This window comes from Actinophytocola sp., from assembly GCF_049647105.1.
Classification (GTDB): domain Bacteria; phylum Actinomycetota; class Actinomycetes; order Mycobacteriales; family Pseudonocardiaceae; genus Actinophytocola.
The window spans coordinates 13573-33244 of record NZ_JBARWZ010000147.1 but is presented as its reverse complement, the minus strand read 5'-3'; the positions used below and the strand labels follow the sequence as shown (position 1 = coordinate 33244).

Below are 19672 nucleotides of genomic sequence, written 5' to 3'. Positions count from 1 at the left end.
TCGGTGTGCATGCACACGCCGCCCGCGTAATACATCACGTTCACACGAATAGTGGGATCGGATTCAACTGCTCGTACGGCGTCGGCGCGTCGAGACGGCCGAGCCGGACGGGCACGTCGAACATCCTGCCGGGCGCGAAGCGCGCCCAGAAGCCCCGCATACCCGGCACTATCGCCTTCACCACGGGGAGCCCGACGTCGGGGCGGGTCTGGTCGAGGACCATGACGTCGAGACCCAGTCGTTCCAGCCGCCGCTGGACATCGGTGATGTCCTGGTGGAGGTCCGTGGTGGGGACGTGCGCGTAGTCGGCGGGTGTGCGTGGCCGCACCGCGGGATCTGGCCGCAGGTACGGCATGCCGTCCCAGGTGGCGGTGCGCCACCAGTGCACGGCGTCGGGGTCGGACCAGTCGTAGTCTTCACCGTCGCGAGCTGACACGACCGCCGGCATCAACTGGTTCATCTCGGTGAGCGCGCGGATCAGCGCCACCTGCGGATCGAGGTGTGCCCCGAATCCGAACATGACGTCCTCTGGCGACCCGTCGGTGCGACGAGACAGCGCGGCCATGGTTGGAATCCCAACGTCCGAGGACACGTCCAGCACCCAGACGTCGCGATGGAGAGCCGCGTACACCGCACGCAACTCATCGATCCAGCGCACCCCGAAACTGTCGAGGTCGACCCCAGGCGCTCTGGTCTGGTTGTACCACCACAGCGCGACCGCGTCGCGCTCGACCACCTCGAAAAGGCCCTGGAGCAACGCGTCCTCCAGGCTGCTGCCCGCCGCGTTGCCGTTCGAGTCGGCAGAAAGCGAGCCGCCGCCGCCGTGCTCGGCGGGGACGTCGAAGTACAGCATCCCGGTCGGCAGGAGGCGATGCCGCTGTTGCGTGAGCGACCACACCGGCGTCCAGCTGGTCACCGCGTGCTCGTCGAACGGCTCGCACACGTACTGGAACGAAGAGTGCGTCGAGTTCCACTCCGCGCGGCCTGCGTACTGGCGCTCGTCGAACAGCAGGCATTCGCGCGGGTGCACGGCGTCGTCGCCGAGCTGCGCATAGCTCGCGACGACACGTTCCTCGTCGCCGTGGAAGTAGCCGCTGTGCCGCTCGATCGCCTCGCACAGCGCGCTCACCTTGCCGTGCAGCGGGGTGATGCCCTTGCCGCCGTTCTCCGCGCGGGCCGAGCGCAGGTGGTCGAAGTGCCTGCGCGCGTTCAGCGCGAGGTTGGGCCCTGCGCGGAAGGAGTTGAAGAACGACGGGCCGCGCGAGTCCTTCGTGATCTCCTTGAGGATGCCGGTGACCGGGCTGATCAGGTGCTCGTGGGCGGCGAGCACGTCCTCCGGCGGGCTCGACCGGTGCCCGCCGCCGGAGCGGCTGGTCTTGTTCCGGTGCTCGATGGTGACCGGGCGGCGCGCCTGCTCGCTCATGAGGCCGGAATCCCCGCACGACGGGCACTGGGGGCGCGCCGGCAGCTCGTGGCGGCGACCGCTCAGGTCGAGGCTGTCGAGCGTCCACACCGCGCGCTGGCTCTCGGTGCGCATGCCGGCGACCCACTTGACCGCCTCCAGCGCGACGAGGTGCATCGCGGCCGCGCCGAGCGGCGGCAGCGACACCGAGGGCGGGATGAGCGGGACCTGGTGGTCGAGCCTGGTCCGCAGGTGCGTCTCGGCCTGGCGGTGGCCGCGCAGCCGGTGCGCGAGACAGTGCCAGCAGGCGGCGGGCTCGTGTTCCTGGTCGTCTTCCCGCCGTCCGAAGAACGGCCCGATCCACACCTGTGTGCCACCCGGCTTCGCGAGCAGCCACGGGCGGCCCGCCGCGCGGTGCAGTGCGTCGATGCGGGGCAGCGCCGGGTCGAGGTAGTCCTCGCACAGCACGACCGACAGGGCGGTGTCGTCGGTGAGCCGGTCGGCACTGCCGGGGACGGTGGTCAGCCCGGCGGCGCGCAGGGCGGCGGTCGCGGTGACGGCGTCGATGCCGTCGTCGGCGCCGTCGTCGGCGCCGAGGAAGATCGTCGAGACCGACGTGTTCCGCACCGTGCGCACGACCCCCGCTGGCTCAAGGCCAGCGGCCTCCCAGTAGGCGAGGCTCGGCGGGTCGGCGTCCTCGGTGGGCTCACGCAGCGCCACCAGCCCGGCGTCGACGAGGCTCGTCACGACCGAGCCCGCCTCCGCCAGTGTCAGCCCATCGGGGATGTCCCGGCACAGTTCCGCCAGGTCACGGCTGCCGTCGAGGAGTGGAGCGAGCGCCTCGACGTGCGCACCCGCCACGGAGGTCGCGTCACGCTCGGAGAGCAGGTACACCGCCTCCCCGCGGACGACGTGTGCCCGCAGGTGCCGCTTGAACCCGATGCGTAGCCCGCTCTCCTTGCTTGAGGTGGTCATGACTTCTCCTCGCACTTGACCGCCGCTTGAGCCTCGCTTGAGCCCAAGCGTGCGTCGCGCACGTACTACTGGACAAGTGCACCACTCATGTGCTGCATCTCGGTTACTCACTGCCCATTTATGACGGCGTCACTATCGGCACGGCGCCGCCTCGGAATACCGTGATGATGTCCTGATATCCATGTTCACCGATCGTCGCATCCTGCCGGGACTATCCCGCCGGTACACCCCGTCGGCGGCGGAAAGTGCGGTGGATCTGGCTGATAGCGAGGTCCCGAAAATGGTTACCAAATTAGATGAGCTGGGAATGATGACGCACGAGGAGAAGCTCGCCCTCCTCGCGACTCTCCTGGAGACGACATCACCCCCCGGACCCGACGAGGACACGGCCGCCGAGGCCAACACGCTGGTGCGACCCCGCACCCCCGAGCAGAACCCGCTCGCCGACCTGCGCTTCGAACTGCTCGGACCGCTGGTCATCCGGCACGGGGAACTGGACGTGGCGCCGAGCGCGCCGAAGCTGCGGCTGATCCTGTCCACGTTGCTGTTCAACGCCAACAAGCCGGTCGGCGCGTCCGTGCTGGCGCGGGAGCTGTGGAGTGACGGCGCCCCACGCACCGCGCACTCGACGCTGCAGACCTACATGTTCAAGCTGCGCAGGCTATTCCGTTCCGTGCTCGGCCTGTCCGTCGAGTACATCACCAGCGACGTGCTGCAGACCTGCTCCGGTGGTTACGTGCTGCGGGTCGACCCGCAGCAGCTCGACATCACCGAGTTCGATCAGCTGGTCACGGCGGGCTCGGCCGCGATGCACGCAGGCGACTACGACAAGGCCGCCACCGACCTGCGGCGCTCGCTGGCCCTGTGGCGCGGCAACGTGGTCCATCATGGACAGTGGGGAACCCTTCTGCGGGCCCAGGTCGCACGACTGGAGGAGCGCCGGTTCTACGCGCACACCACCAGGATCGACGCGGACCTGTGCATCGGCAGGCACCGTGAGATGATCAGCGAGCTGGCCTCGCTCGTCGTCGAGCACCCGCTGCACGAGTCGGCCCACACGATGCTGATGATCGCGCTGTACCGGGCGGGCCGGGCGTCCGCCGCGCTGGAGGTCTTCATGCGCTTCCGGCAGCGGATGCTGCACGAGCTGGGCATCGAGCCATCCGACCGGATCCGGGCGCTGCACATGGCCCTGCTGTCGACCGACCCGGTGCTGGCCGACCGGTCGCTCACCTCCGACATGCTGCTCGACCGGCTCGTGCGGTCCGGTCAGCAGCCGCGGCGGCGCGACAATTCGTCCGCTGTTACCGGGGGATGACCAGCACCGATTACGGTCGATTCGAATCGCGTGGGCGCGCCGAGGAGGAAATGATGACAGTATTGCCGAACAACAATTCCGGCGAAACGAACTTCGCCAACGACCCGGCACTGCTCTCGGACGTACTGCGCCCTTATGCGCGCCCGAAGACCGAGTACCTGAAGTCGGCGACGGTGGCGGTGTCGGACGGGCTGGCGAGCGCGGAGGGCCGGTTCGCCATCCCGTTCCCCTGCTACATCGACGACACGGGCCACCTCAACTCGGTCGAGGTGAACATCTGCTTCAACCAGCTGATGTACTACCTGATCGCCAAGTGCGTGCAGGAGCGCGCGCTCAGCGCGTTCGACGCGTGGTCGATGGAGGACTACTGGGCCAAGCAGCTGCCGGACATCCTCATCGCGAGGTTCTCCAGCAACTTCAAGCGCCCGATCGACTCGGCGGACTTCAGTGGTGAGGTGTCCTTCGCCGAGTTCGCCGAGACCAACCGCAGCCGTCCGGTCCTGAAGGTCGACATGCCGTGGCGCTTCTGGGACGAGAACGGCGGCTACGCCGAGGGTGAGGTCCGGATGGCACTGGTCGACCCGCCTGGCATGAAGCTGCGCGCGGCCTGACCAGCACCTTTCGGAGTACGGAAGTCCCTGCGCGAGGTACGAGCCCAGGGGCTTCCGCGCGCAGGAGGGAAGACGGTGGCTTAGCGGAGGAGCGAAGCGACCAAATTGACACAGGAGGACATCGTGGCACCCCAGTTGCGGACGCTCGTCGACGTGGTGCGAGCCCATGCCGCGAAGCAGCCGGACGCGGTCGCGATGATCTGCGAGGGTCGCCGGACCGACTACGCCGGGCTGCACCGGGTGAGCAACCAGGTCGCGCACGGCCTCCAGGCCGGCGGTGTCCGCGCGGGTGACCGCGTCGCCTACCTGGGCAAGGAGTCCGAGCACTACTACGAGCTGCTGTTCGGCGCCGCGAAGTGCGGTGCCGTGCTGGTGCCGATCAACTGGCGACTCGCCGCCGACGAGGTCGAGCACATCCTGCGCGACTCGGGCACCACGGTGCTGTTCGCCGACACCGCGGCGGAGGCCACTGCGGACCGGCTCGCGCCTGAGCTGCCGCAGCTGACCACCGTGGTACGGCTGGACACGCCGGACGCGCCGGGCGCCGGGTTCACGTCGTGGCTGGCGGCGCAGCCGGACACGAACGTGCTCGGCCGGGTCACGCCGGACACGCCGCTCGTGCAGATGTACACGAGCGGCACCACCGGACTGCCGAAGGGTGTCGTGCTCGGGCACCGCAGCTTCTTCGCGGTACGCAACGCACTCGCCGAGGCCGGGGAGAAGTGGATCGACTTCTACCCCGAGGATGTCAGCCTCATCGGCATGGCGGGCTTCCACATCGGCGGCATCTGGTGGGCGACGCAGGGTTTCACGGCGGGTGCCACCAACGTCGTGATGCGGGAGTTCACCACGGCGGGCGCGGTGGAGCTGATCAGGACACTCGGCGTCACGACGGCATGTCTGGTGCCCGCGATGATGCGGCTCCTGCTCGCCGAGCCCGGCGTGACGAAGGACGACTTCACCACGCTGCGCAAGGTCATCTACGGCGGCGCCCCGATCTCCGCTGCGCTGCTCGCCAGGTGCGTCGAGGGGTTCGGTTGCGAGTTCGCCCAGATCTACGGGCTGACGGAGACCGGCAACACCGCGATGTGCCTGCCGCCTGCCGACCACACGCCGGACAGCGGGCGGATGCAGGCCGCGGGCCGCGCCTACCCGAGCTTCGACGTGAAGGTCGCGGACGCCGATGGCAACCCGCTGCCCGCCGGTGAGGTGGGCGAGGTGTGGCTGCGTACCCCCGCGGCGATGCTGGAGTACTGGAACCTGCCGGAGGCCACCGCGAAGACGCTGGTCGACGGCTGGGTCGTGACGGGTGACGCTGGCGTCCTCGACGAGGACGGCTACCTGTTCATCCGCGACCGCATCAAGGACATGATCATCGTCGCGGGCGAGAACGTGTACCCCGCCGAGATCGAGAACGTCATCGGCAAGCACGAGAAGGTCGCGGAGTCCGCGGTCGTCGGCGTCCCGGACGAGCGCTGGGGCGAGATCGTGCACGCCTTCGTCGTCCCGGTCGAGGGCGAGACGTTGACGGAGCGCGAGCTGGCCCTGTTCCTCACGGGCAAGCTGGCGACGTTCAAGCAGCCGCTGCGGTACGAGTTCATCGAGAAGGTGCCACGCAACCCGAGCGGCAAGATCCTGCGCCGCGAGCTGCGCGAGCGCTTCTGGCAAGGCGAAGAGCGCCGAGTGAGTTGAGACCTGCCGCGGGAGGCGCGTCCTGGAGTTGTCCGGGCGCGCCTCCCGCGCTGTTCAGGGAGGTCGCCGTGGGGCGCTTCTGGTCTGTGTGGCTGACCGGCTTCTTCGCGGGCCCGTCCACCGCCGCGCCGGTCGGGCTTGCGTTGCGGCTGCCTGCCTGGGCGACGGTGCTCGCGGTGTCGGCGAGCGCGGCGGCGAGCTTCGTGATCGCGTTGTTCGCGATGGAGTGGCTGCGTGCGCGCCGACGTCCTCGGCTGCGTGTCTTCCGTCATCTCCTGCTGGTTCGTCTCATCCGCCGTCTGCGGCGCCGTCGTCAGGGGGATCCGGAAGAACGCGCGGAGCGCGCCGCGGTGCGGCGGGCGGCCAGGATGGAGAAGGCGCGCCGGGTGCTGACCCGGTTCGGGCCTGCCGGTTTCGGGCTGGTCGGGCCCGCGTTGTTCGGGACGTGGGTGTCCGCGGTGCTGGGGTCCGCGCTCGGCTTGGCGCGTCAGCGGTTGCTGGTGTGGCTGGTGGTCGGCGCGACCACGTGGAGCGCACTGCTGGTACTCGCGACCCACACCGCGTTCGGCTGGCTGTTCACCTGACCGAGCCTGCTTGCGTTTTGCCTCACCGGTTTGCCTCCGGGGGCTTCTCACTGGGTTTGCCTCCGGCGGCTCTTCGCCGGAGGGGCAGGTCTCCGGGATGGAAGGGAGCCCCTTGGTGGCGGGCTTGCGCCCTTCTCGGGATGCGATGCGGATGTCCCTGATTAGGCGCTTTGAGGCGTTCGACGTCCTGAAAGCGCCTGATCAGCATCGCGCCCTGCGGGGCGGGGGTTAGGCCACGTCGCCCAGTTCGTCGTCCAGTAGGTCGAAGAGGTCGTCGGCCGTGATTTCGTCCAGGTCGTCCTTCTCCTGGGATGGGGCGGCTTGCGACTTGTCTCGCCACTTGGTGAGCAGGCGCTGGAGGGACGCGGCGATGTCGGTGTCCTCCGTGTCCTTGGACTCGATGCCCTCCAGTGCGGTCTCCAGTTTGGCGATCGTGTCGACCAGGGTGCGGAGGCGCAGTTTCGTCTGGCTGCCGCCCACCTCGGACAACAGGTGCGCCACCAGCGCCTGTGGGGTCGGGTAGTCGAACGTGAGCGTGGCGGGCAGGCGCATGCCGGTCGCCGTGTTCAGGCGGTTCCTCAGCTCCACCGCGGTCAGCGAGTCGAAGCCCAGCTGCTTGAACTGCTGGTCCGCCGAGATCGTGTCCGGGGTGCCGTGTGCCAGGACCGTCGCCACGTTCGTGCGCACCAGGTCCAGCAGCAGTGTGCGCTGCTCTTCCTCTGTGCGGCCCGCCAGTTGCTGTGCCAGCGGGACCACCGCTGCCTTGGTCTGGCGGCGGGCCTTCACGAACGACCGCAGCGGGGGTGCCACGTTCGTCGCCGTGCGCAGGGTTCGCTGGTCCAGCTTCACCGGCACCAGGTGTGGCTCACCGGACCGGCACGCCGCGTCGAACAGCGCGAGGCCCTCCTCGACGGTGTGCGCGTGCACGCCGCCTCGGTTGATGCGGGCCAGGTCCGCCTCGGTGAGGTTTGCCGTCATCGCGCTGTCCTGCGCCCACAGGCCCCACGACAGCGACACCGCTGGCAGGCCCGCCGCGTGCCGTCGCATGGCGAGCCCGTCCAGGAACGCGTTCGCCGCCGCGTAGTTCGCCTGTCCCGCCGTACCGAGGATGCCCGTCGCCGACGAGAACAGTACGAACAGTTCGACGTCACCGGCCAGCTCGTGCAGGTTCATCGCCGCGTCGACCTTCGGGCGCAGCACCGCGTCCACCTGGTCGGGGGTCAGCGACTCGATCGTGCCGTCGTCGACGACGCCCGCCGCGTGGATCACGCCCGCGAGGTTCGGGATGCCGTCCAGCAACGTCTTGAGCGCGTCCCGGTCGGCGGCGTCGCAGGCGACGATCTCGACGCCGAGCTCCGCGATCAGCTCCGCCGCTCCCGGTGCCGCCGGGCCGCGGCGGGAGGTCAGCACCAGGTGCCGCGCGCCGTGCTCGGTGATCAGGTGGCGGGCCAGTGCCGCGCTCAGGGCGCCGGTGCCGCCGGTGATCAGGATCGTGCCGTCCGGGTCGAACAGTCGTCCGTCCGAAGTGGACGTCGCCTTGGCCAGGCGGGGCACCAGCAGTTTGCCGTCGCGGACCGCGACCTGCGGCTCACCGGACGCGAGTGCCGCGTCGAGGTCACCGTCGGTGTCGACGAGGACGAACCGGTCCGGCTGCTCGGTCTGCGCGGAGCGGACCAGGCCCCACACCGCGGCACCGGCCAGGTTCTCGCCGGTCGTCGCGCCATGGGTGACCACGGCCAGCCGGTCGGGTGCGTTCCGCAGCGCCGCCAGCGTCTCGTGCACGGCCTGGCCGACATCGTCGGTCTCGACGCGCAGGATTTCCGCGGTGACGGGGTCGGACGCGGGGCCAGCGGGCACCCAGTCCAGCCGGTACAGCGAGTCCGGGCCGGAGTTCAGCGCGTCCGCGCTGACCGGCCGCGCGACGAGGGTCTCCACGCTCGCCACCGGCGCGCCGGTGCGGTCGGTGAGCGTCAGCGCGTACGCGTCCTGGCCCGTCTTCGTGATCCGCACACGCAACGCCGTCGGGCTCGTGCCAGCGATCCGCACGCCGCTCCAGCTGAACGGGAGCACCACCTGCCGGTCCTCGCGTTCCGGCACGAACATCGCGTGCAGTGCGGAGTCCAGCAGCGCGGGGTGGATGCCGTACTTGTCCGGGCTGAGCCCGTCGGGCAGCGACACCTCGGCGAACAGGTCGTCCCCGCGCTGCCACACCGCGGTGAGGCCCTGGAACGTCGGCCCGTAGTCGACGCCGAGGTCCGCGATCCGGTCGTACACGTCGTCCACCGGCACCGGGTCGGCACCCGGCGGCGGCCATTCGCCGACGTGGTCGGGAGTGTGGTCGCCGGTGGCGAGCAGGCCGCTCGCGTGCTGGGTCCACTGGTCGTCGGCGCCCTCGCGGCGCGAGTGGATCCGCACGGGCCGCTGTCCGGCCTCGTCCGGCTCGCCGACCTCGACCTGGACGTGCATCGCGTCGGTCTCGCTCAGCACGAGCGGTGCGTGCAGCGTCAGCTCGTCGATGACGTCGAGGCCGGTGTGTTCCGCCGCGCGGCGGGCCAGTTCGACCAGCGCGGCACCCGGTGCCAGCGTCGTGCCCAGCACGACGTGGTCGGCGAGCCACGGGTGGTCGCGCAGCGACAGCCTGCCGGTGAGCACGACCCGCTCCGAGTCGGCGAGACCGAGCGCGGCACCGAGCAGCGGGTGGCCGGTCGCGCCGAGCCCGAGCCCGGTCGCGCTGCCCGCCGACTCCTGCGTGATCAGCCAGTACCGCTGGTGCTGGAACGCGTACGTCGGCAGGTCCACCCGGCCCGCGCCAGCGAACAGCGCGGGCAGGTCGACCCGGACGCCACGCTGGTGCAGCCCGCCGAGCGCCTCGACCACCGTGCGGACCTCGTCGCGGTCCCGCCGCGCGGTGGGCACGAAGTCGTCGCCGCCCAGCGCGGTCAGCACCGCGTCCGGACCGGCCTCGACGAACGTGCGGACCCCGGCCGACTCGAGTGCGGCGATGTTGTCGGCGAACCGGACGGTGCCGCGGACGTGCCGCACCCAGTACTCGGGGTCGGTGGGCTCTGCGCCGATGATCGGGATGGTCGGCTCGTGGTAGGTCACGCCTTGGGCGACGGCCCGGAACTCGTCGAGCATCGGGTCCATCAACGGCGAGTGGAACGCATGCGAGACCGTGAGCCGTTTGGCCTTACGGTCCGCGAACCGCGCCGCAACAGCCTCGGCGGCGGTTTCCTCACCGGAGATCACGATCGACCGCGGCCCGTTGATCGCCGCGATCCCGACCGTGTCGGTCAGGTGCGGCGCGATCTCGTCCTCGGTCGCCTGGATCGCGATCATCGCGCCACCACGCGGCAGCGCCTGCATCAACCGGCCACGAGCGGCGACGACCGTGCACGCGTCCTCGATCGACCACACCCCGGCCACATGCGCGGCGGCCAGCTCACCGATCGAATGCCCGGCCAGGTAGTCGGGTTTGACACCCCACGACGCCAGCAACCGGAACAACGCCACCTCGAACGCGAACAACGCGGGCTGGGTGTTGCCGGTGTCGTCGAGTCCTTCCCCGGACCGGATCACCTCGCGGACGTCGGTCTCGAAGTACGCACACACGTTGTCGAACGCGTCCGCGAACACCGGGAACGTCTCGTACAGCCGCTGTCCCATCCCGGCCCGCTGCGCGCCCTGGCCGGTGAACAACACCGCCAGCTTGCCGCCCCGCACCACGCCGGTCGTCAGCTCTTCCAGCCCACGCAGCAACTCGTCCCGGTCCGCGCCGTACACGACCGCGCGGTGGTCGAACCCGACCCTGGACTCCACGAGCGACCGGCCGATGTCGGCCGGCGCCAGCTCCGGCTTCGACTCCGCAAAGGACCTCAGTCGTGCCGCCTGGTCCAGCAGGGCCTGCTCGGTCCGCGCCGAGAGCACCCACGGCACCCACGGCACGACGGGTGGCCCGTCTTCCGGCTCGCTCACCGGCGCCGTCGGCGCCTCTTCGATGATCACGTGCGCGTTCGTGCCGCTGACACCGAACGACGAGACGCCCGCCCGGCGGGGGTGGCCGTTGCGCACCCACGGCACCGGCTCGGTCAGCAGCTCCACCGCGCCGGCGGACCAGTCGATCTTGTCGCTGGGCTCTTCGACGTGCAGCGTCCTCGGCAGCAGGTTGTTGCGCATGGCGAGGACCATCTTGATGATGCCGCCGACACCGGCCGCGGCCTGCGTGTGCCCGATGTTGGACTTCAGCGAACCCAGCCACAGCGGCCGGTCGCGGTCCTGGCCGTAGGTCGCGATCAGCGCCTGCGCCTCGATCGGGTCACCGAGCGACGTGCCGGTCCCGTGTGCCTCCACCGCGTCCACATCGGACGGCGTGAGGCCGGAGCCCGCCAGCGCGGAGCGGATGACCCGCTGCTGTGACGGCCCGTTCGGCGCGGTCAGCCCGTTCGACGCGCCGTCCTGGTTCACCGCGGAGCCACGCAGCAGCGCCAGCACCGGGTGCCCGTTGCGGCGTGCGTCCGACAGCCGTTCCACGACCAGCACACCGACACCCTCCGCCCACGCGGTGCCGTCCGCGGCCGACGAGAACGCCTTGCAGCGGCCGTCTTTCGCGAGACCGCGCTGGCGGGAGAACTCCACGTACAGCCCGGGGGTCGCCATCACGGTCACGCCGCCGGCGAGCGCGAGCGAGCACTCGCCGGAGCGCAGCGCCTGCGCGGCAAGGTGCAGTGACACGAGCGAGGAGGAGCACGCGGTGTCGATCGTGACCGCCGGGCCCTCGAACCCGAGCGTGTAGGCGACCCGGCCGGAGGCGACACTGCCCGCGGTTCCGGTGCCCCAGAACCCTTCGACGCCGTCGGGCACCGCGCTGGAGCGGGCCGCGTAGTCGTGCGTCATGAGGCCGGTGAACACGCCGGTGGCCGTGCCACGCAGCGTGGCGGGGTCGAGGCCACCGCGTTCCAGTGCCTCCCAGCAGGTTTCCAGGAACACGCGCTGCTGCGGGTCCATGGCGAGGGCCTCGCGCGGGCTGATCCCGAAGAACTCCGCGTCGAACTCGGCCGCGTCGAGCAGGAACCCGCCCTGGTCGACGTAGCTGGTGCCGGGGGTGTCGGGGTCCGGGTCGAACAGGTTCGCGAGGTCCCAGCCGCGGTCGGCGGGGAACGGGGTAACGCCGTCCGCGCCCGCGGTCAGCATCTCCCACAACTCGTCCGGAGTGGACACACCACCCGGGTAGCGGCAGGCCATGCCGACGATCGCGAGCGGCTCGTCGGTCGCCACCACCCGCGCGGCGACCGCCTGCTGTTCCTGTCCCTCACCCAGCTCGGCGAGCAGGAACTCGACGAGTGACTCCGGCGTGGGGTAGTCGAACGTGAGCGTGGCGGGCAGCCGCAGGCCGGTCGCCGTGTTGAGCCGGTTGCGCAGCTCGACCGCGGTCAGCGAGTCGAAACCCAGCTGCTTGAACGCGTGCGTCGCGGTGAGTGCGTCCGGGTCCGGCATCGCCAGCACCGACGCCACCTGCGTGCGCACGACCTCCAGCAGGAACGTGCGCCGCTCGTCTTCCGTCCGCCCGGCGAGCCGCTCGGTGAGCGCGGCCGCGGTCGGCTTGCCGGTGGTCCGCTTGCGCGGGGTCTTCACCATCCCCTGCAGCGGCGGGGGAGCGGTGGTCGCGGTGCGCAGCGCCGCGAGGTCCAGCGTCACGGGGACGAGGTGCGGGAGGCCGGTGCGGCACGCCGCGTCGAACATGGCGAGCCCGTCCGCGACGGAGTGGGGGAGGACACCGCCCCGGTTGAGCCGTGCGCGGTCGGCCTCGGTGAGGTTCGCCGTCATCGCGCTGTCCTGCTCCCACAGGCCCCACGACAGCGCGGTCGCGGCCTTGCCCTGTGCGTGCCGGTGCACGGCGAGCCCGTCGAGGAACGCGTTCGCGGCGGCGTAGTTCGCCTGCCCTGCGGTGCCGAGGATGCTCGCGACCGACGAGAACAACACGAAGAGTTCGACGGTGTCCCGGTCACCGGTCAGCTCGTGCAGGTTGAGCGCGGCGTCGACCTTCGGCGCCAGTACCGCGTCGACCCGCTCCTCGGTGAGCGACTCGAGGATGCCGTCGTCGAGCACACCGGCCGCGTGGACCACACCCGCCAGGTGCGGGATGGTCGCCAGCAGCGCGGCGAGCGCGTCGCGGTCGGCGGCGTCGCAGGCGGCGATCTCGACGCGGGCGCCGAGCTCGGTCAGCTCGTCGCGGAGCCCGGTCGCGCCGGGAGCGTCCAGGCCGCGGCGCGATGTCAGCACGAGGTGCCGCGCGCCGTGTTCGGTGATCAGGTGCCGGGCCAGCGCGCCACCGAGCGCGCCGGTGCCGCCCGTGAGCAGGACGGTGCCTGCCGGGTCGAACAGCCGGTCGTCCGACGTGGCGGTCTCGGCGCGGGTGAGCCGGGGGACGGTCAGCGCGCCGTCGCGGACCGCGACCTGCGGCTCGCCCGACGCGATCGCCGCGTCGACCAGGTCGCCAGCGGTCTCGATGAGCACGAACCTGTCCGGGTGCTCGGTCTGGGCCGACCGGACCAGTCCGGCCACCGCCGAGCCCGCGAGGTCGTCCGGCCGCGTGACCACGGCGAGGCGGTCGTCGCCGGTGAGCGAATCACGCAGGGCGGCGAGGGTGCCGAAGACGGCCTCCCGCACCGCGGTGCCCGCCTCGATCGGGTGGATCCCGGTGCCCGCCGTGTCGCGGCCCGAGGGGGTTGGCACGGTGACCCACTCGTTGGTGTAGAGCGCGGCCTCCGGGGTCGTGGCGCCGCCGAGCTGGTCGGTCGACACCGGCCGCAGCGCGACCGACTCCATGTCGAGCACCGGGTTGCCGTCGTCGTCGGTCGCACTCACGCGCACCGAGCTGGCGCCGTCCGGCACCAGCCGCACGCGCAGGGCCGTCGCGCCGGAGCGGTGCAGCCGCACCCCGCGCCACGAGAACGGCAGCCATGCTTGCGCCTTCTGCGTGCTCTTGTCCAGGTGCAGCACCATCGGATGCATGGCCGCGTCGAGCAGTGCCGGATGCACGCCGAACCGGGCGGCGCCGGACTGCTCGTCCTCGCGCAGCGTCACCTGCGCGTACAGTTCCTCACCGCGCTGCCACACGTCCTGCACGCCCTGGAACGCCGGGCCGTAGGTGAAGCCGCGGGACAGCAACCAGTCGTAGAAGTCGCCTGTCGTGGCGGGTTCCGCACCCGATGGCGGCCACTCGGTGTCCACAGTGGCCGGTGCGGCGACCTCGTCGTCGGTGAGGACACCCGCCGCGTGACAGGTCCACTCTCCGTCAGTGCCACCGCCGCTGTCCGCCGGGCGCGAGTACACCTCGACCGTGCGGCGGCCGTGCTCGTCGGGCCGACCGGTCCACACCTGCAGGTCCATCGGCGTCTCGTGGGTGAGCCGCAGCGGTGCCCGCAGCGTCAGCTCCTCGATGGCGGCGTGCCCGTTGTACTCGGCGGCGCGGCCAGCCAGCTCCACGAACGCGGTGCCAGGCAACAGGATCGAGTCGAGCACGGCGTGGTCGGCGAGCCACGGCTGCGCCTGTAGCGAGAGCCGCCAGGTCAGCACGAGCCGGTCGGAGTCGGCGACCCCGAGCATCGCGCCGAGCAGCGGGTGGCCGGTCGCGGTGAGCCCGGCCGCGCCGAGGTCACCGAGGTTGGCGGGCCGCAGCCAGTACGAGCGGCGCTGGAACGCGTAGGTGGGCAGCTCGACCACGCCCGCGCCGGGGAAGAACGCCGCACTGTCCACTGTGGTCACCGCGGCGAGGCGGCCGAACGCGTCGGCGACGGTCCGCAGCTCGTCCCGGTTCGCCCGCAGCAGCGGGATCGCCTGGGGGCTGCCGGTCAGCGCGGTCAGCACCGCGTCGGGCCCGGCCTCGACGAACGTGCGGACCCCGGCGGCCTCCAGCGCGGCGACGGCGTCGGCGAACCGGACCGTGCCGCGGACGTGCCGCACCCAGTACTCCGGGTCGGTCGGCTCCGCGCCGACGATCGGGATCGCGGGCTCGTGGTAGGTCACGCTTTCCGCGACGGCCCGGAACTCGCCGAGCATCGGGTCCATCAGCGGCGAGTGGAACGCGTGGGAGACGGTGAGCTGCTTGGTCTTGCGGCCCTGCGTGGTGAACACGGCGGCAATGGCCTGCGCGGCGCCCTCGTCGCCGGAGATCACGAGCGAGTCCGGCCCGTTGATCGCGGCGATGTCGACCGTGTCGGTGAGGTGCGGGATGATCTCCGCTTCTGTGGCCTGGATGGCGATCATGGCGCCACCACGGGGAAGTTCCCGCATCAGCCGCCCGCGTGCGGCGACGACCGTGCAGGCGTCCTCGAGGGACCACACGCCCGCGACGTGCGCGGCGGCCAGCTCACCGATGGAGTGCCCGGCCAGGTAGTCGGGCCGCACCCCCCACGACTCCAGCAGCCGGTAGAGCGCGACCTCGATCGCGAACAGTGCCGGCTGGGTGTTGCCGGTGTCGTCGAGCCCTTCTCCTGACTCGATCACGTCGCGGAGACCCGGGTCGAAGTGTGCGCACACCTCGTCGAACGCGGCCGCGAACACCGGGAACGCCCCGTACAGCCGCTGTCCCATCGCGGCGCGCTGTGCGCCCTGGCCGGTGAACAGCACCGCCAGCTTGCCGGACGCACCGGTGAACGGCGTCCCGGACACGAGCCCCACCAGCAGGTCGTCCCGGTCCGCGCCGGTCACCACCATCCGGTGGTCGAACCGCGCGCGGGTGTCCAGCAGCGACCGCCCGACCTGCGCGGGCAGAAGCGCGGGCCGCGACTCCACAAAGGACTTGAGGCGCAGTGCCTGTGCCCGCAGTGCCTGCTCGGACCGTGCCGTCAGCACCCACGGCACCACCGGCGGTGTCGTGGCGGGCTCGGTCACCTCGGCCGGCGGCGCCTCCTCGATGATGACGTGCGCGTTGGTGCCGCTCATCCCGAACGACGACACCCCCGCCCGGCGCACCAGCGCACCGGCAGGCCACTCGGCGGGCTCGGTCAGCAGGCTCATCGCACCAGCCGACCAGTTCACCTTCTTCGTCGGTTCCCCGACGTGCAGCGTCCTGGGCAGCACTTCGTTGCGCAGCGCCATCACCATCTTGATGACACCGCCGACCCCGGCCGCGGCCTGAGCGTGGCCGATGTTGGACTTCAGCGACCCAAGCCACAGCGGCCGGTCTCGGTCCTGCCCGTAGGTCGCCAGCAGGGCCTGCGCCTCGATCGGGTCACCGAGCATCGTGCCGGTGCCGTGCGCCTCCACCGCGTCCACATCGGACGCGGCGAGCCCGGCGTTGGCGAGTGCCTGCCGGATGACCCGCTGCTGCGACGGCCCGTTCGGCGCGGTCAGCCCGTTCGACGCGCCGTCCTGGTTGATCGCGGTGCCGCGCAGCACGGCCAGCACCTGGTGCCCGTTGCGCTGCGCGTCGGACAGCCGTTCCACGACCAGCATGCCCGCGCCCTCGGACCAGCCGGTGCCGTCGGCATCCTCGGAGAACGCCTTGCACCGGCCGTCCGGCGACAGGCCGCCCTGGCGGGAGAACTCGGTGAACGTCTCGGGCCCGGACATCACGGTCACGCCACCCGCGATCGCGAGGGAGCACTCACCGGAGCGCAGCGCCTGCACCGCGAGGTGCAGTGCCACGAGCGACGACGAGCACGCCGTGTCGACGGTCATCGCCGGGCCCTCGAGGCCCATCACGTAGGCGATGCGGCCGGACGCGACGCTGCTCGCGATGCCGGTGATGAGGAACCCCTCGACACCGTCCTCCTCAGCGTGCCCGCCCCGGCCGTAGTGCTGCACCGGAACGCCTGCGAACACGCCGGTGTCGGTGCCGCGCAAGCCGGTCGGGTCGATACCCGCGCGCTCCAGGGCCTCCCACGAGGTCTCCAGGAGCAGCCGCTGCTGCGGGTCCATGGCGAGCGCCTCGCGGGGGCTGATGCCGAAGAACTCCGCGTCGAAGTCGGCGGCGTCGTGCAGGAAACCACCCGCCTGCGCGCTGATCGTGCCCGGCCCGTCGCCTGCGAACAGCGCGGCCAGGTCCCAGCCTCGGTCGGTCGGGAACGCGGACACCGCGTCGACGCCGTCGACCACCAGCTGCCACAGCTCGTCCGGGGTACGCACGCCACCCGGGAAGCGGCAGCCCATGCCGACGATCGCGATCGGGTCGTCGTACCGCGCGGTGACGGTGGTGGTGGCCTGCTCGGTCACGTCGCCGACGCCCAGTTCGGCCAGCAGGTGCTCGACCAGCGTGTCCGGGGTCGGGTAGTCGAAGATCAGGGTGGCGGGCAGGTCGAGACCGGTGGCGGCGCACAGTCTGCCACGCAGCTGCACGGCGGCCAGCGAGTCGAAACCCAGCTGCCGGAACGGGGTCTCGGCGTCCAGCGTGGCCGGTGCCTGGCTGTCGAGGACCGCGATCGTCTCGGTGTGCACGAGGTCCAGCACGGTCCGCGTCCGGTCGGCCGCCGTCTGCGTGAGCAGCCGGTCCCGCAACGCGGCGAGCGTCGCCTCGGCGCCGGGTGCGTTCAGCATCGCGGTCGACCCGGTGGCCAGCTCGTTCCTGCGTGCCGCGACCACGCTCGGCGCGCCGGCGGCCAGCGCCAGGTCGAACATGGCCGTGCGGCGGTCTTCCGGCAGTGTCAGGAAACCCGTCGGGGACCACGTGATCGCGACCGATGGCAGGCCCAGCACCGCGCGGTGGCGGGCCAGCGCGTCGGCGAACGCGGTCGCGGGGGTGTCGTAACCGGTGGTCAGCAGCACGAACGCGGACAGGTCGAGCGCGAGGGTCTGCTCGTGCGCGAACTGCGCGGTGCCCGGCTCGGGGTCGGTGCACACCACGGCCGTGACCGCGGCGCCCCCGGTGCGGTCGGCGAGGATCGCGGCCAGCGCGGCGGCGTCCTCCGCCGTGACGACGGTCGTGCCGTGTGCCTCGGTCAGGTGCCGGGCCAGTACCTCGTCCGCCTTGCCGACCAGCACGGCGGTGCCGCCGAGCGCTTGACCGCCCGTGGTGGCGGGGACGGGGGTGAAACGGGGTCGCAGCAGGTCTTCCACCCGAATCGCGACCTCGTCGTGCCCGGACCCCACGGCGCCACGCAGCGCGTGCGGGGAAACGGCGTCGGCGTCGACGAGCGCGATGCGGCACGGGTAGCGCTTCTGGATCTCCCGCGCGTGCGCCCACGCGGCGGCCAGCCCCGGCTCGGGGGAGTAACCACCGGCGTGCACGGCACCCCGGGTCAGCAACACGAGCCGGGTCACCGCGACCTGCTCGTCGGCGAGGAACGCACGCGGTTCACCGGGTGGCATGCCGTCGGCGTCCAGTTCGACGCACGCGACGTCAGGGGCGGCCCGCCCGGCGGCGACGGCCTCGGCCAGCGCGGGCAGGTCCGGATAGGTGTCGGCGAACACCTCGGTGTCGGTCGCGAGGGCGCCGGGGCCGACCAGGACCCAGTCGCCGGGTTCGCTGTCGACCGCGTTCGCGACCGGTTCCCAGTCCAGCGTGAACAGCTCGCCGGTGGCGGTGGTCGCGAGCAGGCGGGCGGGGAGGTCGAGCAGGCGGTGCCTGCTGATCTCACCGGCCGCCGTGCGCGGGATCGCGGGCACGGCGAACACCTCGACCGGCGCCGCGGCGGGCGGCAACTGGTCGCGGCACGCGGTGAGCAGGGCAGCCGGGTCGGGTTCGCCGACGACGAACGCGACCGCGGTGGCACCAAGCTCGTCATCGGGCCGTCCCGCCACCGCGGCGTCGGTCACACCGGCCACGGCACGCAGCACGGCCTCGGCCCGCTCCGGGCGCACCCGCTCGTCGCCGACCACGATGACGTCGGAGAGCCTGCCGGTGACCGTCAGGTAGCCGGACTCGTCGCGGCGGGCCAGGTCACCGGTGCGGTACCAGCCGGTGCGCAGCACGGACGCCGTCGCGTCGGGGAGGTTGTGGTAGCCGCCGGCCATCACGTTCGGGCCGCTGACCCACAGCTCACCCTCCTGGCCGGTACCCATGTCGGTGCCGGTCAGCGGGTCGACGATGCGCACGCTCAGGCCCGGCACGGGCAGGCAGCGCGAAGCCTGGGTGTCCTCGCCGCGCGGCCAGGTCAGCGCGACCGGGCCGCAGGTCTCGGTGGTGGTGTAGACGTCCAGCAGCGGCGCGGAGAACGCCGATGCGAAGTTCGTGCGCAGGTCCGCGTCGCTCGCCGCGCCGACCGCGAGCCCGGCGCGCAGGTTGGGCGCGGGGGAGTCCAGGAGCGTGGCGAGGATTCGTGGGGTGCCCGCGACGATGGTGCTGTCGGCCAGTGCTGCCAGCAGGTCCACCGGGTCCGCGAACCGCACCGAGGCGCCGACCACGATCGGGGCCAGTACGGCCAGGTGGTGCGCGAGCCCGCCGTGCACCGGCAGCGGCCACAGCAGACTGTCCTCTTCGGACAGTCCGACGACCGGCGCGTACGCGGCGGCCATCGACCAGAGCGCGTTGCGTTGCGTGGACAGCACGCCCTTGCGCGGGCCGGTCGTGCCCGCCGTGTAGACCAGGAAGGCCAGGTCGTCCAGCGCGAGGTCGTCGTTCGGAGCCGAATCGGGTTCGGTGGTCGCCAGCTCCTCGAACGACGCGGTGGTCCCGTCGGCCGGGCCGCCCACGACGATCACGTTCTGCGGCGCGGGTGCCAGCGCGGTGACCCGGTGCGCGAGCGCCGCGCCGGTGATGACCGTGTCGGCGCCGCTGTCCGCGACGAGCCGGGCCAGCTCGGTGTCGTCGAGTGCCGGGTCGAGCGGCACGGCGATGGCGCTCGACCTGCCGATCGCCACGATGCTCTCCACCGCGGCGACGCCGTCCGCGCCGTCGAGGAGGACGGCGACGCGGTCCGACGGCCACACCCCGAGATCGGTGAGGTGGCCTGCCAACCGCGCCGTGCGCGTCGCCAGGTCGGCGTGCGTCACGGTGCGCCGGGAGTCGGCGAACGCGACCCGTTCGCCATACCGGCTCGCGTTCTCGCTGAGCAACTCGGGTAGCGGTCGGAGCAGTTCGGTACGCGGCATGTCGTAGGCCTCGCTAGAAGTCGTTGGTACCAGGGCCCATGCTGACCCTCACCACTCATTG

The 19672-nt window shown here is 71.6% G+C and carries 6 protein-coding genes; 4 read left to right on the top strand and 2 right to left on the bottom strand.

Annotated features, from left to right (window positions below):
• Positions 1-40: 40 nt before the first annotated feature.
• Entirely contained in the window at positions 41-2377 is a 2337-nt protein-coding gene (locus WBA97_RS17910; RefSeq protein ID WP_424231978.1) for a TOMM precursor leader peptide-binding protein, read from the bottom strand.
• Between the two features lie 280 nt (positions 2378-2657).
• Between WBA97_RS17910 and WBA97_RS17905 the strand changes: the two genes are divergently transcribed.
• The 4 genes from WBA97_RS17905 (at position 2658) to WBA97_RS17890 (ending at position 6582) form a co-directional block, all read left to right on the top strand.
• Entirely contained in the window at positions 2658-3695 is a 1038-nt protein-coding gene (locus WBA97_RS17905) for an AfsR/SARP family transcriptional regulator (protein WP_424231977.1), read from the top strand.
• Between the two features lie 50 nt (positions 3696-3745).
• Positions 3746-4306: an FcoT family thioesterase gene (locus WBA97_RS17900; RefSeq protein WP_424231976.1), complete on the top strand. Its 561-nt coding sequence runs from the start codon at positions 3746-3748 to the stop codon at positions 4304-4306.
• Between the two features lie 123 nt (positions 4307-4429).
• Positions 4430-5998 (top strand): fatty acid--CoA ligase, encoded by a 1569-nt coding sequence (locus WBA97_RS17895; RefSeq protein WP_424231975.1) that lies wholly within the window; start codon positions 4430-4432, stop codon positions 5996-5998.
• A 68-nt stretch (positions 5999-6066) separates the two neighbouring features.
• The gene (locus WBA97_RS17890; protein WP_424231974.1) at positions 6067-6582 is read left to right on the top strand and encodes a hypothetical protein; all 516 of its coding nucleotides are present in this window, start codon (positions 6067-6069) and stop codon (positions 6580-6582) included.
• Positions 6583-6810: 228 nt separating this feature from the next.
• On the opposite strand, the gene WBA97_RS17885 is transcribed toward WBA97_RS17890, so the two are convergent.
• The gene (locus tag WBA97_RS17885) at positions 6811-19611 is read right to left on the bottom strand and encodes an SDR family NAD(P)-dependent oxidoreductase (protein WP_424231973.1); all 12801 of its coding nucleotides are present in this window, start codon (positions 19609-19611) and stop codon (positions 6811-6813) included.
• Between the last annotated feature and the right edge of the window lie 61 nt (positions 19612-19672).

Coding starts and splice junctions, on each gene's coding strand:
- WBA97_RS17910 (WP_424231978.1), bottom strand. CDS start 2,377: ATGACCACCTCAAGCAAGGAGAGCGGGCTACGCATCGGGTTCAAGCGG.
- WBA97_RS17905 (WP_424231977.1), top strand. CDS start 2,658: ATGGTTACCAAATTAGATGAGCTGGGAATGATGACGCACGAGGAGAAG.
- WBA97_RS17900 (WP_424231976.1), top strand. CDS start 3,746: ATGATGACAGTATTGCCGAACAACAATTCCGGCGAAACGAACTTCGCC.
- WBA97_RS17885 (WP_424231973.1), bottom strand. CDS start 19,611: ATGCCGCGTACCGAACTGCTCCGACCGCTACCCGAGTTGCTCAGCGAG.